The 22522-nt window shown below is 64.0% G+C and carries 19 protein-coding genes; 7 read left to right on the forward strand and 12 right to left on the reverse strand.

Annotated features, from left to right (window positions below; translation table 11 throughout):
* Nucleotides 1–20: 20 nt before the first annotated feature.
* The 4 genes from llg_RS17880 (at nt 21) to cysK (ending at nt 5448) form a co-directional block, all read left to right on the forward strand.
* Nucleotides 21–1790 (forward strand): assimilatory sulfite reductase (NADPH) flavoprotein subunit, encoded by a 1770-nt coding sequence (locus llg_RS17880; RefSeq protein ID WP_338286187.1) that lies wholly within the window; start codon nt 21–23, stop codon nt 1788–1790.
* A gap of 145 nt (nt 1791–1935) precedes the next feature.
* On the forward strand, nt 1936–3645 hold the full coding sequence (locus llg_RS17885; RefSeq protein ID WP_338286188.1) for an NADPH-dependent assimilatory sulfite reductase hemoprotein subunit: 1710 nt from the start codon (nt 1936–1938) through the stop codon (nt 3643–3645).
* Nucleotides 3642–4373 (forward strand): phosphoadenylyl-sulfate reductase, encoded by a 732-nt coding sequence (locus llg_RS17890; protein WP_338286189.1) that lies wholly within the window; start codon nt 3642–3644, stop codon nt 4371–4373. The genes llg_RS17885 and llg_RS17890 overlap by 4 nt, the downstream gene beginning before the upstream one ends.
* Nucleotides 4374–4470: 97 nt before the next feature.
* On the forward strand, nt 4471–5448 hold the full coding sequence (gene cysK / locus llg_RS17895) for a cysteine synthase A (RefSeq protein WP_338286191.1): 978 nt from the start codon (nt 4471–4473) through the stop codon (nt 5446–5448).
* A gap of 274 nt (nt 5449–5722) precedes the next feature.
* Here cysK and llg_RS17900 read toward each other — a convergent pair whose 3' ends face one another.
* The 7 genes from llg_RS17900 to aroC form a co-directional block, all read right to left on the reverse strand.
* A complete protein-coding gene (locus tag llg_RS17900; RefSeq protein WP_338286193.1) occupies nt 5723–6181 on the reverse strand; it encodes an SMI1/KNR4 family protein in 459 nt (152 codons plus the stop codon).
* 74 nt (nt 6182–6255) lie between these two features.
* Nucleotides 6256–6801, reverse strand: a complete 546-nt coding sequence (locus llg_RS17905; RefSeq protein WP_338286196.1) for a hypothetical protein — start codon at nt 6799–6801, stop codon at nt 6256–6258.
* A 41-nt stretch (nt 6802–6842) separates the two neighbouring features.
* Complete coding sequence (locus llg_RS17910) at nt 6843–7484, reverse strand: hypothetical protein (protein ID WP_338286197.1); 642 nt, start codon at nt 7482–7484, stop codon at nt 6843–6845.
* Nucleotides 7485–7489: 5 nt separating this feature from the next.
* Nucleotides 7490–7798 carry a hypothetical protein gene (locus llg_RS17915; RefSeq protein WP_338286199.1) on the reverse strand — a complete coding sequence of 103 codons (309 nt, stop codon included), beginning with the start codon at nt 7796–7798 and terminating at the stop codon, nt 7490–7492.
* A 48-nt stretch (nt 7799–7846) separates the two neighbouring features.
* Nucleotides 7847–9307 carry an Asp-tRNA(Asn)/Glu-tRNA(Gln) amidotransferase subunit GatB gene (gatB, locus tag llg_RS17920; protein ID WP_338286201.1) on the reverse strand — a complete coding sequence of 487 codons (1461 nt, stop codon included), beginning with the start codon at nt 9305–9307 and terminating at the stop codon, nt 7847–7849.
* Between the two features lie 41 nt (nt 9308–9348).
* The gene (locus llg_RS17925) at nt 9349–10164 is read right to left on the reverse strand and encodes a hypothetical protein (protein WP_338286202.1); all 816 of its coding nucleotides are present in this window, start codon (nt 10162–10164) and stop codon (nt 9349–9351) included.
* 29 nt (nt 10165–10193) lie between these two features.
* On the reverse strand, nt 10194–11351 hold the full coding sequence (aroC, locus tag llg_RS17930; protein WP_338286204.1) for a chorismate synthase: 1158 nt from the start codon (nt 11349–11351) through the stop codon (nt 10194–10196).
* A 171-nt stretch (nt 11352–11522) separates the two neighbouring features.
* Between aroC and llg_RS17935 the strand changes: the two genes are divergently transcribed.
* Nucleotides 11523–13463 carry a glycosyltransferase gene (locus llg_RS17935; RefSeq protein WP_338286205.1) on the forward strand — a complete coding sequence of 647 codons (1941 nt, stop codon included), beginning with the start codon at nt 11523–11525 and terminating at the stop codon, nt 13461–13463.
* A gap of 126 nt (nt 13464–13589) precedes the next feature.
* Here the strand turns inward: llg_RS17935 and llg_RS17940 are convergent, their stop codons facing one another.
* The 3 genes from llg_RS17940 to llg_RS17950 all read right to left on the reverse strand — a co-directional run bounded on the left by llg_RS17940 (nt 13590) and on the right by llg_RS17950 (nt 16256).
* A complete protein-coding gene (locus tag llg_RS17940) occupies nt 13590–14162 on the reverse strand; it encodes a hypothetical protein (RefSeq protein WP_338286206.1) in 573 nt (190 codons plus the stop codon).
* Nucleotides 14163–14237: 75 nt separating this feature from the next.
* Nucleotides 14238–14729 (reverse strand): transcriptional regulator NrdR, encoded by a 492-nt coding sequence (nrdR, locus tag llg_RS17945; RefSeq protein ID WP_345789180.1) that lies wholly within the window; start codon nt 14727–14729, stop codon nt 14238–14240.
* 519 nt (nt 14730–15248) lie between these two features.
* Nucleotides 15249–16256, reverse strand: a complete 1008-nt coding sequence (locus llg_RS17950) for a polyprenyl synthetase family protein (protein ID WP_338286208.1) — start codon at nt 16254–16256, stop codon at nt 15249–15251.
* Between the two features lie 104 nt (nt 16257–16360).
* Here llg_RS17950 and llg_RS17955 point away from each other — a divergent pair, with 104 nt between their 5' ends.
* Nucleotides 16361–17161, forward strand: coding sequence for a DUF1080 domain-containing protein (locus tag llg_RS17955; RefSeq protein ID WP_338286211.1), 801 nt, complete (start codon nt 16361–16363; stop codon nt 17159–17161).
* Nucleotides 17162–17293: 132 nt separating this feature from the next.
* On the opposite strand, the gene llg_RS17960 is transcribed toward llg_RS17955, so the two are convergent.
* Entirely contained in the window at nt 17294–17911 is a 618-nt protein-coding gene (locus tag llg_RS17960) for a YqgE/AlgH family protein (protein WP_338286213.1), read from the reverse strand.
* A gap of 62 nt (nt 17912–17973) precedes the next feature.
* On the opposite strand from llg_RS17960, the gene llg_RS17965 reads away from it, so the two are divergent.
* Nucleotides 17974–19398, forward strand: a complete 1425-nt coding sequence (locus llg_RS17965; protein ID WP_338286215.1) for an MATE family efflux transporter — start codon at nt 17974–17976, stop codon at nt 19396–19398.
* A gap of 312 nt (nt 19399–19710) precedes the next feature.
* Here llg_RS17965 and glnD read toward each other — a convergent pair whose 3' ends face one another.
* Nucleotides 19711–22461: a [protein-PII] uridylyltransferase gene (gene glnD / locus llg_RS17970; protein WP_338286216.1), complete on the reverse strand. Its 2751-nt coding sequence runs from the start codon at nt 22459–22461 to the stop codon at nt 19711–19713.
* Between the last annotated feature and the right edge of the window lie 61 nt (nt 22462–22522).

The raw sequence follows: 22522 nt of genomic DNA on the forward strand, positions 1-22522 counted from the left end.
AAGGCAACAAACTAAGGATTATGCTCCCCGAGCACGCCCCATTCACTCCCGACCAACGACGCGCCCTTGAGGCGGTTCTCTCCGGCCTCGACCCCGTCCAGCGTGGTTGGCTCAGCGGCTTTCTGGCTGCCACCGGTTCCTCCGCCGCTCCTGCCGCGGCCGCCCCGGCTGCCGCCACGAAGCTGACGGTGCTCTACGGCACCGAGTCCGGTAACTCCGAAGTGCTCGCGGACCGCACCGCCAAGGAAGCCAAGAAGCGCGGCTTCCAGGCCACGGTGAAGAACATGTCCGACATCTCCGCCGCGGATGTGGCGAAGGCCGGCAACCTGCTGGTGATCGTCAGCACCTGGGGCGACGGCGAACCGCCGGAAAGCGCCTCCACGTTCTACAAGGAGTTCATGGGCGGAACGCTCGCGCTAAAGGACGTTTCCTACTCTGTATGCGCGCTGGGCGACACCAGCTACGACAAGTTCTGCCAGACCGGCAAGGACTTCGACGCCAAGCTCGAAAGCTTCGGCGCGAAGCGCGTGGCCCCGCGCACCGATTGCGATGTCGACTACGAGGAGAACTACTCCGCGTGGCTGAACACCGCCCTTTCCGCCTTCGCTCCGTCCGCCCCGGCTCCGGTGACGGCCGCCGCGCCTGTCGCTCCCGGCGCGCTGGTGGAATACGGCAAGAAGAACCCGTTCCCGTCCGAAGTGGCCGACAGCCTCATCCTGAACGGCGAGGGTTCTTCGAAGGAAACGCTGCACATCGAACTTTCGCTCGATGGCTCCGGCCTCGTCTATGAGCCCGGCGACGCGCTCGCCGTCCAGCCGCTCAACGCGCCGGACGTGGTGCAGGCCGTGCTCCAGGCCGCCAAGCTCACCGGCACCGAGTCGGTGGAAGTGAAGGGCGAGGGCAGCAAGCTGCTGGCCGATGCCCTCCGCGAGGACTACGACATCACCGCCGTGTCCCGCGCCGTGCTGACGAAGCTCCAGGCCGCCACCGGTTCCGAGGAACTGGCCGCCCTGCTCGCCGAGGACGCCAAGGACAAGCTCAAGGATTGGAACTACGGCCGCGAGATCGTGGACGCCATCGAATCCTTCGCGCCGAACGGGCTCTCCGCCGCCGCGCTGACGGGCATCCTCCGCAAGCTGCCGCCGCGCCTCTACTCGATCGCCTCCAGCCCGCTCGCCCATCCGGGTGAGGTCCACCTCACGGTGGCCGCGGTGCGCTACCAGGCCCACGGCAAGGCCCGCAAGGGCGTGTGTTCCACCTACCTCACGGACCTCGTGAAAAAGGGCGACAACGTCCGCGTCTTCGTCCAGCCGAACAAGCACTTCCGCCTCCCGGTCTCCGGCGAGACTCCGGTGATCATGGTCGGCCCGGGCACCGGCGTCGCCCCGTTCCGCGCCTTCGTCGAACACCGCTCCGCGCTCGGCCATCCGGGCAAGAACTGGCTGTTCTTCGGCGACCAGCGCTACACCTACGACTTCCTCTACCAGCTCGAGTGGCAGGATCACCTCAAGTCCGGGGTGCTCTCGAAGCTCGACGTCGCCTTCTCCCGCGACCAGCCCGAGAAGATCTACGTCCAGCAGAAGATGCTGGAGCACGCCAAGGAGCTCTACGCCTGGCTCGAGGAAGGTGCCCACTTCTACGTCTGCGGCGATGCCTCCCGCATGGCCCACGACGTCCACGAAGCCCTGCTCACCATCATTGAGAAACAGGGTCACAAGTCCCGCGAGGATGCCGAAGCCTACCTCGAAGACCTCAAGAAATCGAAGCGCTACCAGCGCGACGTTTACTGAAAAGTGCCGAGTGATCGGTGATCCGTGATCAGGAAAGAGTTTCCATCACGGGTCCCGGTCCTTCCCCGACTCCAACGCCCCCTTTCCCGGATCCCATTCCTCAACCAGCACTGATCACTGATCACTGCTCACTGATGACTCGCATATGAGCGACAAGAAACTCTCCGCCAACGAAGGCATCAAGACCCGCAGCAACTACCTCCGCGGCACCATCGCCGAGGGCATCGCCGATCTTTCGACCGGCTCGCTCTCCGAGGATGACCAGCAGTTGCTCAAGTTCCACGGTTCCTACCAGCAGGACGACCGCGACCTGCGTCCGAACCGCCGCAAGCACCGTCTTGAGAAGGCCTACTCCTTCATGATCCGCATCCGCCTGCCCGGAGGTGTCGCCACCCCGGCCCAGTGGCTGGCCACGGACGACATGGCGGAGCACTACGCGAACGGCACCATCAAGCTCACCACCCGCCAGGCCTTCCAGCTCCACGGGATCATCAAGAGCAACCTGAAGCGCACCATCCAGGCGATGGACAAGGCGGCCATGGACTCGATCGCGGCCTGCGGCGACGTGAACCGCAACGTGATGGTGAACCCGAACCCCTACCTGTCCTTCGTCCACGCCGAGGCGCTGAAGAAGGCCCATGAGGTTTCGAACCACCTCACGCCGAAGACCCGCGCCTATCACGAGATCTGGCTCGATGGTGAGAAGGTCCAGTCCACGGAAGAAGAAATCGAGCCGATCTACGGCAAGACCTACCTGCCGCGCAAATTCAAGATCACCTTCGCGGTGCCGCCGTCCAACGATGTCGACATCTACGCGAACGACCTCTCGTTCATCGCCATCGTCGAGAACGACAAGCTCGTCGGCTACAACGTCGCCGTCGGCGGCGGCATGGGCATGACCCACGGCAACGAGGAAACCTTCCCGCGTCTCGCCGATGTCATCGGTTTCTGCACACCGGACCAGGTCGTGGATGTGGCCGAGAAGGTCGTGCTGGTGCAGCGCGATTACGGCGACCGCACGGACCGCAAGCACTCCCGCCTGAAGTACACCATCCAGACCCACGGCGTGGAATGGTTCAAGGCGCAGGTCGACAAGTACCTCGGCTACCACCTGGCCCCGGCGCGCTCGTTCGTGTTCGAGGACAACGGCGACCGCTACGGCTGGGTCGAGGATGCCAACGGCAACTTCCACCTCACGCTCTACATCTCCGGCGGCCGCGTGCTCGACACCCCCGCGTATCCGATGCGCACGGGCCTCCGCGAGATCGCGAAGATCCATGACGGCGACTTCCGCCTGACCGCGAACCAGAACCTGATCATCGCCAACATTTCGCCCGCGAACCGCCCGGCGATCGAGAAACTGCTGGAGCAGTATGGCATCAAGGACAGCCACCTGAAGAGCGCGCTGCGCCTCAACTCGCTGGCCTGCGTCGCCCTGCCGACCTGCGGCCTCTCGCTCGCGGAAGCGGAACGCTACCTGCCCGACGTCATCACCCAGCTTGAGGAAAGCCTCGAGGAAAACGGCCTGCGCCATGATGCGATCACCATCCGCATGACCGGCTGTCCAAACGGCTGTGCCCGGCCCTACATCGCCGAGATCGGCTTTGTCGGCCGCTCCCCCGGGAAATACAACGTGTATCTCGGGGGCGGCCACGCCGGCCAGCGCCTGTCGAAGCTCTACCGTCCGGAGTTCCCGGGCACGGAGATTCCGCAGCTCCTGGCTCCCATCTTCAAGCACTACGCGCAGGAACGTCTGGAAGGCGAACGCTTCGGCGACTTCGTCATCCGCGCCGGCTACGTGGCGGAAACAAAACAAGGTGCCGATTTCCACGCGAACATCGGCGTCACCGCATGACCGAACTTTCCACATCCATCTCTGAAGCGGACGCGCTCTCCGCTGAACTGGCAGCCTTGAAGGCGGGCGACCGCCTCAAGCTGCTGCACGAGCGCTTTGGCTCCCGGCTCGTCGCCACCACCAGCTTCGGCATCCAGGCGGTGGTGATGCTCCACCTGATCCACGAGAACGCCCCGGAAATCCCGGTGGTCTTCATCGACACCGGCTACCTGTTTCCGGAGACCTATCAGTACATCGACGAGGTCACGAAACGGTTCCCGAAGCTCGACCTCCGCGTCTATCAGCCCACCCTCACCGCCGCCCGCATGGAGGCGCTGTATGGCAAGCTGTGGGAGCAGGGGAAGGAAGGCAACGACCGCTACGGCATCATCACCAAGGTGGAGCCGATGGACCGCGCCCTGAAGGAAATCGGCGGCGATGTCTGGATCAGCGGCGTCCGCCGCAGCCAGTCCAGCTCCCGCGCGAACCGCTCCTTCGCCGAGCAGCAGAAGAAGACCCTGAAGGTCTACCCGATCCTCGATTGGGCGGACGCGCAGGTGAACATCTACATGAACCAGCACGCCCTGCCGCCGCACCCGCTGGCCGAGCAGGGGTATGTCACCATGGGCGACTGGCACTCCACCAGCCCCGTCGTGGAAGGGCAGGACGCCGAGTCCACCCGGTTCAACGGCGAGAAGTACGAGTGCGGATTGCATCTCGACTCCGGCGTCTCCGACTTCCAGATTTGATCCAACGGTTCATTTCCTTCCGGTCCGGATACGGAACGCGGAAACCGGGCCCCAGGATCCGACTATATATCATAGAAACCGAAACCTGATTCATCCCATGCCCATCGCAGACAACCTCGTCGCCACCGTCGGCAATACTCCTCTCATCCGTCTCAACCACCTCACCAAGGGCCTCGACGCCGAGGTGCTGGTGAAGGCCGAGTTCTTCAACCCGCTCTTCAGCGTGAAGGACCGCATCGGCAAGGCGATGATCGAAGCCGCCGAGCGTGACGGCCAGCTCAAGCCGGGCGGCCTGATCATCGAGCCGACCTCCGGCAACACCGGCATCGCCCTCGCCTTCGTCGCCCGCGCCAAGGGCTACCGCGTGATCCTGACCATGCCAGAAAGCATGTCGATCGAGCGCCGCGTGCTGCTCCGCCTGCTCGGCGCGGAGATCGTCCTCACCCCGCGTGCCCGCGGCATGGCCGGTGCCATCGCCATGGCGAAGAAGCTCATCGAAGAGACCCCGGGTGCCTTTGGCCCGGGTCAGTTCGACAACCCGGCCAACGTCCAGGTTCACCGCGAGACCACCGCCGAGGAAATCTGGCGTGACACCGAAGGCAACATCGACGTCTTCGTCGCGGGTGTCGGCACCGGCGGCACCTTCACCGGTGTCTCCGAGGTCATCAAATCCCGCCGCGAGCTGAAGACCTTCGCCGTCGAGCCCGTCGGCAGCCCGGTCATCACCCAGTTCCGCAAGGGTGAGGAACTCAAGCCCGGCCCGCACATGATCCAGGGTCTCGCCGCCGGTTTCATCCCGAAGAACCTCAATGTCGATCTCGTGGACGACACCATCCTCGTCACCAACGAGGATGCCATCGCGACCGCCCAGGCGCTCGCGCAGACCGAAGGCATCCCGGCCGGCATCTCGACCGGTGCCAACGTCTGGGCCGCCCTGCAGATCGCCAAGCGTCCGGAATACGCTGGCAAGCGCATCGTCACCGTCGCCCCGTCCTCCACCGAGCGCTACCTCTCCACCCCGCTGGCCGAAAAGGTCCGCGAGGAGGTGACGAACCTCCCGGTCCAGGAAATCTGACCGCGGCGGCGGAGCCCATCCGCCAATGCCACTGTTTTACCAAAAGGCGCGGGTCCCACGACCCGCGCCTTTTTCGTTTGAGCCATCGTAGCTGAAAGCTCCGCTTTCAGAGTGTAGGGGGAAGCTCCCGCTTTCCCTCTTCGCGGGGTGGAGGTCGCTCGGCCTAACAGCCCCCCGCCAACTGGAGCTGGCGGAGACGATTCGAAAGCGGAGCTTCCGACTACATTGAACAGACTCGCCGTGCTTTCCGGCACCCGTTGCAACGCTTCAACCTTCACCTGAAGTCCTCGGTCTCCTCGAGGATGTATTCGAAGAGATTGGCGGCCTTGACCGCGACGATCTCCCGCTGGGCGGTGTCCCAGACCTTGATCTCGTCCGTCTCCAGATCCACACAGTGGAACTCGTCGCCTTCGTTATTGAAGATCACGAAGAGGTTCGCGGGCAGATCCAGTTCTCTCCTTTTTCTGGCGGTGAACCACACGCCATCGGGCACACGGCTGTCGATGAAGTCGCTCGAAACGACCCCGTAATACTCCAAGGGGCCGAATGCCAGCGTTCCCCAGATGCTGGCGTATTGCTTCAAGGACTCCGTGAACGAGACGCCCAGATGCGCTTCCGCACGAGCCACTAGTTCGGGGGACACGCCGATGCCGCGGTCGACCGCATCCGGATCACTTTCGATCACGGCTTGGAGCCGTGCGAATGCACTGGTGTGAGAGTGGTTGTGGCTCATGGGTTTTTCGGGAATCCCCCCCCTGCCTGCGGAATAGTCCGATCGCTTCCCGAGGGGCTGGGATTTAGCATCCATCACGGCCGGATTTCGGATGGCAAGGTGAACTCGCAAAGTCTGGAACCAGCGAACAGATCCTTCACGCACTCCGAGACAAGCAGAAATGACCTGAAGTCGTCCAGTCGCGCAAGATGGATGCCCTCCATTGACTCCGGCAAGAGTTGCAACTTTTGCAACTTCATCACCTGCTTGGTTCCCGGGATGTGAAGAGCCTTTGATGCGCTCCAGTCGACGGCGGGAATAGCCTTCAGTGGATTGATGAGGGTCGCCTCCATTTCACCGTCGTCACAAGCCACCACCGCGGGCACCCCTTGGACGCTGGTTCCAGCCAGATTCAGCAAGCAGGCACCCGTTTCGTTTGACACCAAGGGGAGCATGGCGGAGTTGGGAAAATAGCACTCTCGACGGATCGTGGACAGCAATCCTCGAAAGACAAACCGGACGGGTTTCGCGGAATCGAAAGGAACCGCCTTCCGGAACAAGACCGGGTCAACCGTGTCTTTGTCGTGGATAGCGATAAGATTGTCGGGGCAGTCGGAGGCGATTCGCCAGAGGTAAGTCATGGAAACAGCGATCGTGCCCTCTTATCTGGATTCCCGTGACTTCAGGAAAGGCCGCATGAGGCCATCAGACGATGGAGGACCTCACACCCAGCGGCCGATTTGACGACCGAATCGACCGTGATTTCGCACCTTCCCGGACCGATGGCAATGTGGCTCGAAACCGGGAGCGCCAGGAAGGGAACGATCTCGGGTTTCTGGACACCCAATTGATACAGGGAGCAAAACTCCGCTTCGGGACCCGGGTATCCGGTTTCGGCAAACAACCATCCGGAATCCGGATCCTCAGCGTTGTCTCGGCTCATGGTATAGTCCCGGCTTTCGGTAAACCGCGGCGATACAATACCGGCCTGCAAAAGTGACGGGAACATGGGATCGCAATTGAAGAGATCACAGACCGATCGTTGCAGGTGCAGGTGCCGGATCGTATGGTTCACGCCCGGGCACCACTGGATCGGCATCGACTTGAAATCCGGTTCAAAAACCTCCAGCACGTCGCCATTCTGACGCAGCAGAAGCAGCCCCCATCCCAGTTGAACGGTCTCGTTGTTGTGGAACCGCGTGCCATCACGAACCCGGGCCTCGAAGTAGTCGATGACCCAACGCGCCAGATCGGCTCCTTCCGCCTCGATCTGGAATACGATGTCCGGCTGATCAGGAGGTGAATTCCGGGTGGAGAGTTTCATTTCATTCACGCGTCATCGAATGACACAGGCACTCCAAGTTCATTTGATAGGGCCATTTCCGCAAGGTGGATGATCCTTTCTATCTGCGATTTTGTTCCCGTGTGGGCTGTGAGCAACACCCCGTCCTCCAGAAGCCTGAGGGCGACATCTTCTGGCCATTCCACCCTTCGGGGCGTGCCATTCCATCGCAGCAACACTTCATTCGCTTGCTCCCGCTCAATCACGCACAGGCCGTCGTCTACTAGAACAGACGCAATGGAATCCAATGCCGATATCTCGACCGGATGTGTTTGTGCGATAAATTCGTCAGCCATCTTCAAGAACCGCTGGGACGACTGCGTGGGAAAGCCCGCAGGAAGCCGTCAGCCCAGCTTGGCCTTGAGCAGGTCGGTGACCTGTTTCGGGTTGGGCTTGGTGGAGGAGGCTTTCATGACCTGGCCGGTGAGCCAGTTCAGCAGCTTGTCGTTGCCGCCCTTGATCTCGGCGACCTTCTCCGGGTTCGCGGCGATGACCTGGTCGCAGAGCGTGTCGAGTTCACCGGCGTCGGTCGGCTCGAAGCCGAGCTCCTTCGCGATCGCGGCCGGGGCCTCGTCCGGGCTGTCGAAGAGCACGGTGAAGACCTCTTTGGCCTGGCTGGAGGCCAGCGTGCCGTCCTCGACCAGCGCGAGCAGGTCGTGGATCTTCGCGGTGGAAACGGGGCATTCGGCGATGGCGATGCTGCGCTCGTTGAGCAGGCCGAGGAGGTTGTTGATGATGAAGTTCGCGACCTTCTTGCCGGCGATGGCGCCGGCACCATGGCCGCTGACTTCCTCGAAGAACACGGCGAGATCCTTGTCCGAGGACAGCACCGAGGCATCGTAGGCCGTCACGCCATACTCGCTTTCGAAACGCGCGGCCTTCTGGTGCGGCAGCTCCGGCACCAGCGGAAGGACCTTCTCCAACAGCGGCGCGGTGCGGACCGGCAGCAGGTCGGGGCAGGGGAAGTAGCGGTAATCGTCGGCGTTCTCCTTGGTGCGGAGGATGGTGGTTTCGCCGCGGTCATCGTCCCAGCGGCGGGTCGACTGGATCTGCGGGATGCCCATGTCGAGCTCCTCGCTCTGGCGCTCGACCTCGAAATGGATCGCACGGCGGATGGCCGAGACGGAGTTGAGGTTCTTCAGCTCGACCTTGGTGCCGAGCGGGTCGGATTCCTTCTCGCGCAGGGAGATGTTCACGTCGCAGCGCATCTGGCCCTTCTCCATGTCGGCATCGGACACGCCGCCCTGGACGAGGATCATCTGCAGCGAGCGCAGGTAGGAGCAGACCTCCTCCGCGGACTCGAGATCGGCCTCGCTGACGATCTCCATCAGCGGGGTGCCGGCGCGGTTGAAATCGATCACCGAGGTGGTGCCGAGGTGGGTGGACTTCGCCACGTCTTCCTCAAGGTGGATGCGGTTCAGGCGCACCACCTTGCCGGGGTTCTTGATGTTCTTCCGGACGTCCGTCGGGTAGCAGTGGTCGTAGAGGGGCACGCCGCCGCCGAGGCAGAGCGGCTTGTCCATCTGCGTCGTCTGGTAGTTCTTCGGCATGTCCGGATAGAAGTAGTTCTTCCGGTCCCAGAACGAGATTTCCGGGGAGCCGCAGCCGAGCAGCAGGCCGGTGAGCAGCGTCTTCTCGATCGCCTCGCGGTTCAGCACCGGCAGCGCGCCGGGCAGGCCGAGGCACACCGGGCAGGTGTTCGTGTTCGGGTCTTCCGCGAACGAGGTGCGGCAGGCGCAGAACATCTTGGTCTGCGTTTTGACCTGGCAGTGGACTTCGAGGCCGATGGTGACGAGGTAGGGCATTGCGGGGAATGGAAAAGGAAAGGGGAGGGACGGATCGCCTGTTAGAGTTGGAGGTCCTTCAGTGCCTGGCGCACCTTCGGATCGTTCAACGCCTTGTTGACGTCCGGGTGGTTGAGGAGCGCGCCGTAGTGCTGCTCGCGGGCGAGGTTCTTGAGGCGGGGCTCGTCCACCGGGATGGCCTTCAGCACCGGGCCTTCGACCACCGGGATGGCCTTCGGCGGCACCTTGTCCCCGGCCTTCGCGGTGATGAGTTTCGCGATGGTCAGGCGGAGCCGGTCCTGGGTGAGTTCATCGAGTTTCGCCAGCCAATCGGCGGGGACGTTGGCCTCGATGGTCTTCTTGAGGTCCTCGGCGGTCTTCGCCCATTCCGGGCGTTTCGTGGACGTCTCGCGGTCGGCGAAGGACCGGAGTTCGCCGAGGGTGCCGACGTGGTTCACCAGCAGGATGCCCGCGGCGGAAATCAGCGAGGTGGGGACCAGCGCCAGCGGGATGGCGAGCAGTCGGCCGAGGAACGACGGCTTCCGTCCCTCGGTGTTGCCGAAGGGCTTGGTCACGAAATTGATGATCAGCCGCAGGACGATGAAGGTGATCAAACCCGCCGCCACCGGCCAGGCGACGTCGAGCCACGGCAGCGGCTTGCCGGTGTAGCGGATCGCGATGGCGGGGGATTCCCGCCACGCCCACAGGCCCGCGTAAACCGCGGCGGCGATCGCCATCGAGCCGAGCAGGATCCGGAAAATGCCACGGATCATCGCCATCACCGCACAGAACAGGAAGATCACCAGCACGGCGGTGCCGAGGCTGAGCTGCGGCACTCCGCTGTTCCGGATGCTGTCGATGAAGGATTGGATGTCCATGGCGTCGGGTGGTCAGGGAACCACGCGGATCAGGTGGGGTCGATCGGCGAGGGAGACTCGGTCGGGTCGAAATCGTCTTCGTGGCTGATCTCGGGAAGAACCGGCAGGCCGTTCTGGGCGCGCTGGCGCAGGAGGTGGTCCATCAGCACCAGCGTGGCCATGGCCTCGACCATCGGCACGGCGCGCGGCAGCACGCAGGCATCGTGGCGACCGCGGCCCTGCAGCTCGGTGTTCTCGCCGCTGGAGGTCACGGTTTCCTGGGAGGTCATGATCGTGGCGGTCGGCTTGAAGGCCACGCGGAAGATAATGTTCTCGCCATTGGAAATGCCGCCCTGGATGCCGCCGGAGCGGTTCGAGGTGGTGCGGACCCGGCCATCGATCATCCGGAAGGGATCGTTGTGCTCGCGACCGGTGAGCAGGGTGCCGCCGAAACCGGAACCGACCTCAAAGCCCTTGGTGGCGGGCAGGGACAGCATCGCCTTCGCCAGATCGGCCTCCAGCTTGTCGAAGACCGGCTCGCCGAGCCCCGGCGGGCAGCCGCGGATCACGCATTCGACCACGCCGCCGACGGAGTTGCCCTCGCCGCGGACTTCCTTGATGCGCTCGATCATCGGCTCGGCCATGGCCGGATCGCCGGTGCGCACGATGTTTCCTTCGATCGTTTCAAAGGTGACCGTCTCCGGGTCGACGTTGGCGTTGAGGTTGTGGATCGACTTGACCCACGCCAGCACCTCGATGCCGGGGTGGAGGGCCTGCAGGACCTGGGTGGCCACGGCGGCGGCGGCCACGCGGCCGATGGTTTCGCGGGCGGAGGCGCGGCCACCGCCGGAGGGCGCGCGCAGGCCGTATTTCGCATCGTAGGTGTAGTCGGCGTGGGACGGGCGGTACTTCACCGCCATCTCGTCGTAGGCGGACGGGCGCTGGTCGGTGTTGCGCACGACGATGGCGATGGGGGTGCCGAGTGTGACACCGTCGTGGGTGCCGGAAAGAATCTCCGCGGTGTCCGCCTCCTTGCGCGGGGTGACGATCTCGCTCTGGCCGGGACGGCGGCGGTCGAGTTCGCGCTGGATATGGGCTTCGGTGAGCGGAACGCGCGGCGGGCAGCCGTCGATGATGACCCCGACGCCGCCGCCGTGCGACTCGCCGAAGGTGTGGATGCGGAAACTGTGGCCGAAGCTGGACGACATGCCGGGGAGGTTAGGAGCGGGAATTCGAACCGCCAAGAGCGAATGGAGATTGGAGCGTGAGGCTTTCGGTGGCTCCTGTGACGGAACCGACACCGGAAAGGGAGTGAGAATGTGACGACGGGTCTGGTTTCCTGTCACCCGACGGAACGAGTTCGTGCCCGTCGATTGCGCATGAAAATCGATTTCGTGACCGATACCTTCCCGCCGGACGTGAATGGCGTTTCGATGACGCTGGGGAGGCTCACCGATGGACTCCGGCGGCGCGGCCACCGGGTGCATGTGATCCGCACCGGCGAGGGCAAGGCGGGGGAAACCATCGCCGCCTCCGTGGCCCTGCCGGGCTACAAGGAGGTCCGGGTGGGACTGCCGGGTCCGTTCAAGCTGCGCAAGCGCTGGCTGAAGAAGCGTCCGGACGCGATCTACGTGGCCACCGAGAGCCCGCTGGGCGATTCCGCGGTGAAGGCGGCGAAAACGCTCGGGATCCCGGTGATCACGGGCTTCCACACCAATTTCCACGAATACATGGAGCAGTACCGCCTCGGCGGGCTCCAGCCGGCGGCGAAGTTCTACTTGAAGCGCTTCCACAGCCGCGCCGATTGCACCCTGGCACCGTCCCCGGAGGTGGTGGAAACGCTGCGTGCCGAGGGCTTCCCGGAGGTCCATTTGCTGGGCCGCGGGGTGGATACGGTGCTGTTTCACCCGGAGAAGCGCCGCGCCGCGCTTCGTGAGACCTGGGGGGCGAACGATGGCTCGCCGGTGGTGCTGATCGTCGGGCGGGTCGCGCCCGAGAAGAATCTCGATCTCGGAATGGAGGTCTTCCGCAAGATGGAGGAGGCCTTTTCCGGAGCCCGCTGCGTGGTGGTGGGGGATGGTCCGATCCGGGCCCGCCTCCAGGAAGCCCATCCGCGGGTCCATTTCGCGGGCGTGCAAACCGGCGAGGAACTCGCGGCCCATTATGCCTCGGCGGACATCCTGCTGTTCCCGAGCGAGACCGAGACTTTTGGAAACGTGGTGCTGGAAGGCCTGGCCAGCGGTTTAGTCACCGTGAGCTACGATTACGCCGCCCCGGCCCGTCACGTGAGCCACGGCGAGAATGGCCTGAAGGCCGTGAAGGGGGATGCCGGCCAGTTCACCCGGCTGGCGCTGGAAGCGCTCGATCTGGCGGCCCATCAAAATCTCCGGCGTTCCGCCCGCCAGACGGCGGAAACCCTGGGCTGGGATCAGGTGATCGCCTCCTTCGAGGAGCGTTTGTCTATTTTGGCGGGGCAATCGCGGGACATCCTGCGCCATCACCTGACGCCGAAGAAGCGTCCCAAACTCGGCTGCCGAACCGTGTTCCTGTCCGACATCCATCTCGGCACGCCCGACAGCAAGGCCGCCGAGGTCGTCCATTTCCTCAAACACCTGCGCTGCGAGAAACTGGTGCTCAATGGTGACATCATCGACGGCTGGGCCCTGCGCCGCGGCGCGCGCTGGCGCGGACGGCACAGCCGGTTCATCCGCAAGGTGCTCAAGATGATGGAAAAGGAGAAGACCGAGGTCATCTACATCCGCGGCAACCACGACGACATCCTTGAGCGCTTCCTGCCGCTCGCCTTCGGCCGCCTCAAGGTGATGAAGGAGCACATCCACCATGCCCTCAATGGCCAGCGTTACCTGGTGGTCCATGGCGATGGCTTCGACAGCGTTTCCACCAACCACAAGTGGCTGGCGGTGCTGGGGTCGGTGGGCTACGACGCGCTGCTGAACCTGAACCGGCTCTACAACCGCTGGCGGGCGTGGCGCGGGAAGGAATACTTCTCCCTGAGCAAGAAGATCAAAGCCAAGGTGAAGAGCGCCGTGAGCTTCGTGGACCGCTACGAGCAGCAGCTCCAGGAGCTGGCCCGCCACAAGAAATGCGATGGCATCATCTGTGGCCACATCCACACGCCCGAGGACAAGCAGGTGGGGGAGATCCATTATCTGAACTCCGGCGACTGGGTGGAAAGCCTCACCGCGATCCTTGAACACGTGGATGGCAAGATGGAGCTGGTGGAGTACAGCTCGTTCCTCGCGAAGCTCGGGAGCCGCCCGGAGATCGAGGAGGAAGTGGAAGAGATCGAGGCGGCGTGAGCTTGGGCTGGATCACGAGGTAGCGCGAAGCTTGGCTTCGCGTGTGGAATGCGGACGTTTGTTGGTGAGGATGCCCCTAATCCCAATGGGGCTCTCCTCCACACGCGAAGCCAAGCTTCGCGCTACTTAGCGATCGCTTTCGACCTTCAACCGCAGGCGGCGGTCGTAGTCCTTCTGGTCGCGGTCGCAGGCGCGGAGGAAGCCGAGGATCTCCTCCTCGAGCTGGGCGCAGTGCTTGTCCCACTTTTCCGCGCCGCGGATGACGCGGGCGCTTTCCTTGATGTCGGTGAAGCGGATTTCCTCCGCGCCGACGACGCGCAGCTCATCGAGTTCCGCGCGGATGCGCTCGAAGAAAGCGAGTTCGAACCCATTGCCTGCCTCCTTCGCCGCGGGCAGCAGGGACACCGTGAGCGGCGGAGCCAACGGCTCCAGCTTCTCGGCGATCACCTCGCACCCGATCGTTTCCAGCATCTTCCGCACCTTGCAGAACAACTCCGACAACGGCAGCAACCGCAGCGGGCACTTCGTCTCCAAGTACTGCGCGATCCCCGAGCGGATGTCTTCCACGAAGGGAAAATCCTCCCGCTCCGCCGCCAACGCCGCACGGCGAAGGGCGTCACCAAGCCACGCGGTATCGTAGTCGATCACCTGGTAGCGGCCGACTTGCAACGCGGGGCGGTTGCCGATGAGTGAGATCACAGGGGACGGGATCTAGCGGGGTGGCGGGACAGCGGGGTTAGGGTTGGGTGGAAACAGCAGGGGTGGGTGAGAGGGTCAGTCCTTGAAGAGGCGCCGCTGGAGTGGATCGCGGGCGGCGCGCATCGAGAGCGATTGGATTTCCTGGATGAACTCGTTGACGTTCTCGAACTGGCGGTAGACCGAGACGTAGCGGACGTAGGCCACGGGATCGATCTGGTGGAGCTTGTCCATGACCTTCGCGCCGATGGCGGAGGAGGGGACTTCGGAAAGGTGGTCCTTGTGCAGCTCGGCGAGGATCTCCTCCACCGCGCGGTCGAGGCGGTCCATCGGCACGGGGCGTTTCTCGCAGGCCTTCACGAGGCCGCTGAGGATCTTCTCGCGGTTCAGGGATTCGCGGGCCCCGTCGCGCTTCACCACGCGCAGATCGGTGCGTTCGATCTGTTCGTAGGTGGTATAGCGGTAGCTGCAATTGAGGCATTCGCGGCGGCGGCGGATGGTCGTGCCGTCCTTGGATGCGCGGGAATCGAGCACCTTGTCTTTGAGTGAGCCACATTGGATGCACCGCATAAGCCAGAGGGGACAGCAACGAATGTCCGAGAGTGTGTTTACGATATATGGTGGCGTCAACGCGAAAACGGTAGCTTATTTTGTGTTATGGTCGTGATGATCGGGTATTCCGTAGGGAAGTTTTTGGAAAAGCGGGCGTAGGCCCCGGGAGGAAGCCGAAGCTGACAAAAAGACTCCAGGGGGCGGAGGGTGGCGCATGGAAGCCTTGGCATGACGCACCTCTTGAACTCTGCATCCCGAATGGGATGACAGCCCCGGTAGCCAGAGGTTGAGGAGCCTTGGCGACGACACCTCCGGTAGGGGCGGGAAGGTCATTCGATCCCGGAGGGGATCGCAGCCGGGCTCGAAGGCCTGCGGAATTCCATTTATCATTCCACCCGCGGAGCCGGGGCTCGTGTCTCGCGCTCCCTCCGGGGCGCAAGAATGACATGCCGCTCTGGTCCGGTGGTTTCACCACCGGCTAATCTCTCATGCCCCTACCGGGGCGACAGAGCCCTCTTGGAGGAAACTTGTGCGACCTTAGCGGCGGCACTTTTCGAGCAGGACCTGGAGGAACCAGGTGATCTGCACGAGCGCGTCCTTGAAATCGGACGGGGCCAGGATCTGGAGATCGTCGCGGCAGGAGGCGAGCAGGCCGACGGCGGTGTCGATGGCGCTCTCGATCGCACCTTCATACTCGGCGATGCCGACGAGCACGGGGAGATCGAGCGGTTCCTGGTCGATGATGCGCTTGTTGAGCTTGCTGCGCTGGGCCTCGCTGGCGGTTTCCAGCAGGTTGAGGATCGGCAGGGTCAGCTTGCCCTTGGCGAGGTCGGTGCGGAGGGTCTTGCCGACCTCTTCCTCGGAACCCACGAGATCCAGGCAGTCATCGTAGATCTGGTAGGCGGTGCCGAGCTTCATCCCGTAGTCGTAGAAACGGGCTTCGGTTTCGGCATCGGCTCCCGAGAGATTGGCGGCCAGGCCGGCCGAGGACGCGAACAGCGCGCCGGTCTTCATCTCGATGATGCGGAAGTAGTCGGCCTTGGTGAGAGTCAGGTCGAAACGGCGCTGGGTCTGGATGATTTCACCCTGGCAGACCTCGCGCGAGGACTGGCCGACCTTGCGGCAGATGTCGATGCTGTTGAAATCGGTGGCGAGGCTGAGGGCGTGCGAGAAGAGCGCGTCGCCGAGCAGCACGGAGAGGCCGGCACCCCATTTCGCGTTCGCGGTGGGGACCATGCGGCGGGTGGTGGCACCGTCGATGATGTCATCATGGACCAAGGTGGCCATGTGGATCAGCTCCATGATCACGCCCAGCTTCAGATGGCCTTCATTGGCACCGCCGAGGGCGCCGCCGATCAGCACGGCAAGGGCGGGACGGATGCGCTTTCCCGAGGTATTGCAGACATAGGCCACGTAGGGCTCCACCGCCGGATCGAAGGCCCGCACCTGGTCACGGATCGCGGATTCCACGCGCTCGAGTTCCGGTTTGACGAGTTCGAACGGGAAACGGTCGCTGCGACCGGTCTGGAGGGGTTGGGCTGGCATGGCAGGAAAGGCGCGGGAACCATCCACGATCCGGGGGCCTCCCGCAACACTTGTTATGAATCCGGCTTGAAAGATCGGTGGGTTCCAGGCGTTCCTGTTGCCTCATGAAATCCACCGGATGGATCCTGGCGGGCACCCTCATTGCGGCGTGCGAAATGGCGACGGGCGAAGGCTTCGGCGAAAAACCCAACACCCCTCAACTCCCCGGGGTGCCCTACGTGGTGCACGACGGCACCCGTCCGCAGCCGCCGGTGGTGGCCCCGGCCGGGCTGGTGAACTCGAAGCCGCCGGGCGATGCCAAGGTGCTCTTCGACGGCACCTCGACGGACGCCTGGACCAGCAATGGCGGCCCGGCCCAGTGGCAGATCAAGGACGGCGCGCTGATCGCCGGGAAGCCGGGCGACCTCCAGACCAAGGACTCGTTCGGCCCGATCCAGCTCCACCTCGAGTGGCGGCAGCCGAAGGACCGCCCGGTGAACGGCCAGGGCGGCGGCAACAGCGGCGTGTTCCTGATGGGCCAGTTCGAGATCCAGGTGCTCCAGAGCAACAACAACAAGACCTACCCGGACGGCCAGGCGACCGCCCTCTACGGCCAGCTCCCGCCGCTGGTGAACGCCTGCCCGCCGCAGGGCGAGTGGCAGAGCTACGACATCGCCTTCGAGCCGCCGGTTTCCGAAAACGGCAAGGTGGTGAAGCCCGCCAAGGTCACGGTGATGCACGACGGCGTCTTCACTCAGAACGGCGAGCTCTTCCTCGGCCCGACCCAGTACCGCAAGCTGGCGTCCTACCCGGAAAACTTCCCGACCACCGGCCCGATCAAGCTCCAGTTCCACGGCGACCCGGTCGAGTACCGCAATATCTGGGTGCGCCCGCTCGGCGTCCGCGATGCCGGTGCGAAACCGTAATCCGGCAATCCTGCCAAGGAGACAGAATTGACAGAATTTTCAGAATTAACGAACCAAGGCGCATATCGCTCTGATTCTGTTAATTCTGCCAATTTTGTTAATTCTGTCCAAACATGCCCATTGCCTCGCGACTTAGTTCAGGAACGGATCCGGCGGGGCCTCCGCAAGGATGCGGTGGTAGGGTGAGAGGTGGCGCAGAATCTCGCTCCACAGCTCGCGGTCATGGCTTTGGCCGAGCAGGGCGTTGTCCGGCTTGGTGGTGATCCACGAGTTCCGGCGCAGTTCATTTTCAAGCTGGCCGGGATTCCAGCCGGAGTAGCCGATGAAGGCCCGGACCAGCGTGCCCGGGCGGTGGCTGTGGGCGATGGCGTCCTCGGCGGAGATCCGGATCGCCCAGCGGAGCTGCTTCTTTTCCTGGCTCCACCAGAAGGCGGAAAACGTCAGGTGCTCGCAGGAAACCGGCCCGCCCTGGTGGACGGCCACCTTTTTCAAGGGCGCGAAGGCCTCGTCCTTCAGCAGGTCCCCGACGACGTGGCCGGTGGGGTGGTTTAGAACCAATCCGAAGGCCCCCTCCTTGGCGGAGTGCTCCGCCAGCAGGACCACGGAATGGTCGAAAATCCCATCGCGCAGCGAGGGGTCGGCGAGCAGGAGTTGACCCTGCAGGGCAATCGGGTGATCGGATGAAGAGGACTTCGACTCCACGGGCACATGATAGTCCATGAGCCAGCCCTCGCCAATGACGGATTCCACGCAATCGCGTGTGTTTTTTGTTGGAATGCGTCGTCCGGGAACGTCTAGCTCCCTGCACGCGCATGGCAAAACCCGGAATGACCCTCGAAGCCGCCAGTCGGGCCACGGGGGAGGTGGAACTCGTTGGAAAACTGGGAGGTCTGACGCTCACGCAGCAGGTGATCACCCTTGCGATGTGGCCGCTATTGGAGAACGTCCTCGCGTTTTTCGTCGGCCTGACCGACCTGCTGATTTCCGGACGGATGGCGGAGGGCGCCGAACGGGTGGCGATCCTCGATGCGATGGGGCTGGGCGGCTACGTTGGCTGGTTCTTCAACATCCTCCAGGGGGCGGTGGCCACCGGGGTGATGGCGCTGGTTTCCCGGGCCACCGGGGCGCGGGATGAACCGCTGGCAAACCGCGGGCTGGGGCAGGGCCTGTGGCTGGGGGTGGCGGCCGGCATCGGCTCGCTGGTGATCCTGCAGGTGGGCATCCCGCTGCTGATCCGCCAGATCGGCCTGAGCCCGGAGGCCGGTGTGCAGGCGGAGAAATTCCTGCGGGTGCTGGCGTGGTCCGGCCCGATCAGCGGGGCGATGTTCGCGATCAATGCCGCGCTGCGCGCCGCGGGCGACACCCGCACGCCGTTCCTGGCGATGGTGATCGTGAACGTGGTGAACATGGGCGTGAGCTGGATGCTGGTGTTTGGCCCGGCTCCTTTCGGTGGCCATGGCATTGCGGGCATTGCCACCGGCACGGTAACCGGCTGGGTGTGCGGCTTCCTGACCTCCTTCCTGATGCTCGGCCATGGCCGCAGCGCGGCGCTGAAGTGGACGCGTTTCGGGCTGACGCCGCACTGGGACACGATGAAGCGCATCCTGCGCGTGGGGGCGCCGCAATCGCTGGAGATCCTGGTGATGTGGCTGATCCACGCCTACGGCATCCACGTCATCGCGAAGTCGGCGATCGAGGGCTCGCTCGGGGCGCACATGCTGGCGATCCGGGTGGAGTCGATGAGTTTCCTGCCGGGCTTCGCCATCGCCACCGCGGCCGCCGCCTTGACCGGGCAATACCTCGGCGCGGGCTCGAAACCGATGGCGGTGAAGGCGGTGCGGCTGTGCTGGAAGATGGCCGTGGGGCTGATGAGCCTGATCGGCTTGTGTTTCGTGTTCTTCCGCTACCAGTTGATCGGGATCATGGCGCCGGGCAGCGAATTCCACGCGCACATGGGCGCGCCGCTGCTGATCGTGTCCGCGATCACCCAGCCGTTCTTCGCCACGTGCATCATCCTGAAAACCTCGATGCGCGGCGCGGGGGCGACGGTGGCGGTGATGCGGTGGTCCTTCGGCAGCATGATCTTCTACCGCGTGGGCGTGCTGTGGTGGTTCTTCCACCACGGCGGCATCTCGCTGACAGCGGTGTGGATCGTGCTCGGGATGGACCTGTTCACCCAGGCGATCGCGTTCACGTGGCTGCACTTCCGCGGCACCTGGCTGGACGCGCGGGTGTGAAGGGGGGCAACCTCCTGGCGTCTGTATCCCCGAAGGGGATGACAGCCCGAGTAGCCGGAGGTTAAGGAGCCTTGGCGACGACACCTCCGGTTGGGGCGGGTAGAGCATTCGATCCCGAAGGCGATCGCAGCAGGGTTCACAGGTCTGTGGAATTCCCATTGCCCATTTTTCGACCGGAGCCAGGGCGCGCCTCTCGCACGCCCTCCGGGGTGCCTGACTGATCCGCGGATCATCCGGTGGCAGCGTCGCTACGCTCCTTGCCGACCGGCTAATTTCTCCTGCCCCTGCCGGGGCGAAAGAGTGCCCGACCGCTCAGGTCTCGCCGCGGTCGACGAGCTTCGAGATGTCGTTTTCCAAGCTGTGGAGGATCGCCATGTCGTGGACCTGGTGGCCGTCCGCGGTGGTGAGGTAGAGGGTGTCCATCGCCACGCCCTTCTCGGTGAGAATGCGGGCGTGGGCGGTATTCAGGCCGTGGGAGTTGATCGCCTGGAAGAGGTCGTGCAGCAGGCCGATGCGGTCGAGCGCCTGGATTTCCACGGTGGTGCAGGACGGGTGCAGGTCATTGCTGACGTAGGCGCGCACGGGCACCTGGATGCCGCTGTCGGTGCGCGGCTTCAGGAAGTTCATCTTCCGCTTGAGATACTGCTCCGGCTTGTAGGACTCGGCACGGAGGATCTCCTCGAAGACACCGAGGATGCGCTTGCGGACGCTGAGATCGGAAACGGGCTCGAAGTTGGTGGTGCAAACGCGCAGCAGGTTCACCACCACTCCATCGCCGCGGGTGAAGAAGTCGGCGGAGAGGATGTTGATCTGCTCGGAGGCGAGGGCGCAGCAGACCTTTTCCAGCAGCAGCGGCTTGTCGCGGCTGGCGAGGACGAGTTCGGTGTAGCCCTTGTCGGTGTGGTCGATCCACTTGATGCAGGTCGAGAACGGATCGCCGGTCTCCTCCTCGCGCTGGAGGAAATGGCGCACGGTGCGGACCTGGGTCACGATTTCCGCGGGCTGGCGGAAGCGGAACACGGCCGGCGGCATCAGCTCGAAGTGGCGGTAGATGTCCGGGTAGTAATCCTCGCGCATGAGCGCCACCACGCCATCGCGCAGCTCAAGGCGCTCGCGATCGAGCGCTTCCTCATACTTCTCGCGGCCCTCGGTGAGGAAGCGGCGGGTGGTGGAGTGGAGCTGGCGCATCAGCGTTTCCTTCCACCCGGTCCAGGCATCCGGCGAGGTACCGTTCGAGTCGGCGTAGGTGAACAGGAAGAGCGCGTCGAGGTAGGCCGGCGTCTTCATGATCGAGGCGAACTCGGCGATCACGTCCGGGTCCTCGATATTGCGGGTGGTGGCGGTGCGCCAGAAGGTGAGGTGGTTGTCCACCAGGAACATGATCAGGGCGCGGCGGCTGCCGTGGATCTGCAGGCGGTTGCAGAGGCGGGAGGCGAGCATGGCCGAGCCGTCGATGTGCTCGCGGACGTTCTCGGCGCGGCCGGTGTCGTGCAGGATCACGGCGAGGTAGAGACCGTAGGGGTCCTCGATCTCGTGGAAGAGGCGGCGGTAAAGGGCGAGCTTCGGGTTTTCCTCCGCGCCGATGAGGGCGTCGAGCTGCTCCACGCAGCGCAGCGTGTGCTCGTCCGCGGTGTAGCGGTGGAAGAACTCGTGCTGCACCAGGCAATCGAGCGCGCCGAACTCCGGCAGGTAGCGGCCGAGGAAACCGACGCGGTGCATCTGGCGCAGCGCGCGGGCCACGTCGCCCTTCCGCTCCAGGATCGCCTGGAAGGTCTCGCGGTTCGCCTTCGAGTAGCGGAACGGGCGGTCGATGTCGCCCCAGTGTTCCTTCACCAGCTTGCGCAGCGGCGGCCCGAGGCGCAGGCCGCGCACCTGGGTGTGCTGGAACATGCGCATCAGCCGGTTCGGATCGTCCTTGAAGATGTCCGGGCCGGAGGCGTAGGCGCGGCCATCGCGGGCGATGAAGCCATCGAACTCCTCGCGCTGCTTTTTCCGGAAGGTGAGGAACGAGCGCAGGCCGCCGGGCTCCGACTGGTGCTCGGCCTCGATCTGGAAGATCTCCATCAGCGAGGTGGAGTGCTGGTAGAGGTTTCTCGTATGGCGATAGTAGTCCCGCATGAACTCCTCGGTGCGGCGGAGGATGCTGCGCTGCGGGTAGTTGAAATTCGTGGAGACCACGCCCTGGAGCTGGAGCGTGAGCTGGTCGGTGCCCTTGCCGGTGGCGTAGTGGAGCTCGTTGCGGACGCGGTGGAGGAAGTCGTAGGCGGCCTCGACCTCCTCGAAGGCGGTGGCGGTGAGCAGGCGGTCCTCGACGAGTTTCTTCAGGTCGAAGGTGCCGCGCTTCACCCGCGCCACCCAGTGGATGTTTTGGTAATCGCGGAGGCCGCCGCAGCTTTCCTTCACATTCGGCTCCTGGAGGAAAACGGTGCGCCAGTAGCGCTCGTGGCGGGAGCGGAGGTCCTGGCGGCGCAGCTCGAAGAAGGCGTCCTGGCCCTTCTTGATGCAGTCCTTGTCGAAGCGCTTCTCGAACTCCTTGAAGAGCTTCACGTCCCCGGCGATGAAGCGGGCGTCCATCAGCGCGGTCTTGTTCTCCTGGTCCGCCTTCGCCTCCTCCACACACTCGGCGATGGAGCGGCAGGCGTGGCCGACCTTGAAACCGACATCCCAGAGCAAATAGAGGATCTTTTGAACCGCCTCCTCGAGCGGCTTCGGCAGCCGGTTCGAGGCGCGGGGAACGAGGAACAGCAGGTCGATGTCCGAGCGCGGATTGAGCGTGCCGCGGCCATAGCCACCGGTGGCCACCAGCGCCAGCGGGTGCTTGTCATCCGCCTCCTCCAGCGTCATCCGCAGCACGGCGGAAAGCACCACGTCGATCAACTCCGCGCGGTTGCGGGCGATCTCCAGGCCACCGGCCCCGGAGCGGTGTTTGAGGAAGATCCGGTGCTCCTCGATCTTCATGAAGCGCTTGTAGAGCGCGATCCGCTCGGCGGGCGAAAGCTGCTTCTGGAGCGATGGCTTCAGCGCCTCCTTGGCGTGTTCATGAAGCGTCTTGAGGTGGTTCATCTGGTGGGTAAGCACTAAATTCTAAATCTGAAATTCTAAACGGCGGAACCAGGGCAGGGGT

The organism is Luteolibacter sp. LG18, from assembly GCF_036322585.1.
GTDB lineage: Bacteria > Verrucomicrobiota > Verrucomicrobiia > Verrucomicrobiales > Akkermansiaceae > Luteolibacter.

Excerpts from the sequence above, each read along its gene's own strand:
- llg_RS17880 (WP_338286187.1), top strand. The coding sequence starts at position 21 with ATGCTCCCCGAGCACGCCCCATTCACTCCCGACCAACGACGCGCCCTT.
- llg_RS17885 (WP_338286188.1), top strand. The coding sequence starts at position 1,936 with ATGAGCGACAAGAAACTCTCCGCCAACGAAGGCATCAAGACCCGCAGC.
- llg_RS17890 (WP_338286189.1), top strand. The coding sequence starts at position 3,642 with ATGACCGAACTTTCCACATCCATCTCTGAAGCGGACGCGCTCTCCGCT.
- cysK (WP_338286191.1), top strand. The coding sequence starts at position 4,471 with ATGCCCATCGCAGACAACCTCGTCGCCACCGTCGGCAATACTCCTCTC.
- llg_RS17900 (WP_338286193.1), bottom strand. The coding sequence starts at position 6,181 with ATGAGCCACAACCACTCTCACACCAGTGCATTCGCACGGCTCCAAGCC.
- llg_RS17905 (WP_338286196.1), bottom strand. The coding sequence starts at position 6,801 with ATGACTTACCTCTGGCGAATCGCCTCCGACTGCCCCGACAATCTTATC.
- llg_RS17910 (WP_338286197.1), bottom strand. The coding sequence starts at position 7,484 with ATGAAACTCTCCACCCGGAATTCACCTCCTGATCAGCCGGACATCGTA.
- llg_RS17915 (WP_338286199.1), bottom strand. The coding sequence starts at position 7,798 with ATGGCTGACGAATTTATCGCACAAACACATCCGGTCGAGATATCGGCA.
- gatB (WP_338286201.1), bottom strand. The coding sequence starts at position 9,307 with ATGCCCTACCTCGTCACCATCGGCCTCGAAGTCCACTGCCAGGTCAAA.
- llg_RS17925 (WP_338286202.1), bottom strand. The coding sequence starts at position 10,164 with ATGGACATCCAATCCTTCATCGACAGCATCCGGAACAGCGGAGTGCCG.
- aroC (WP_338286204.1), bottom strand. The coding sequence starts at position 11,351 with ATGTCGTCCAGCTTCGGCCACAGTTTCCGCATCCACACCTTCGGCGAG.
- llg_RS17935 (WP_338286205.1), top strand. The coding sequence starts at position 11,523 with ATGAAAATCGATTTCGTGACCGATACCTTCCCGCCGGACGTGAATGGC.
- nrdR (WP_345789180.1), bottom strand. The coding sequence starts at position 14,729 with ATGCGGTGCATCCAATGTGGCTCACTCAAAGACAAGGTGCTCGATTCC.
- llg_RS17950 (WP_338286208.1), bottom strand. The coding sequence starts at position 16,256 with ATGCCAGCCCAACCCCTCCAGACCGGTCGCAGCGACCGTTTCCCGTTC.
- llg_RS17955 (WP_338286211.1), top strand. The coding sequence starts at position 16,361 with ATGAAATCCACCGGATGGATCCTGGCGGGCACCCTCATTGCGGCGTGC.
- llg_RS17965 (WP_338286215.1), top strand. The coding sequence starts at position 17,974 with ATGGCAAAACCCGGAATGACCCTCGAAGCCGCCAGTCGGGCCACGGGG.
- glnD (WP_338286216.1), bottom strand. The coding sequence starts at position 22,461 with ATGAACCACCTCAAGACGCTTCATGAACACGCCAAGGAGGCGCTGAAG.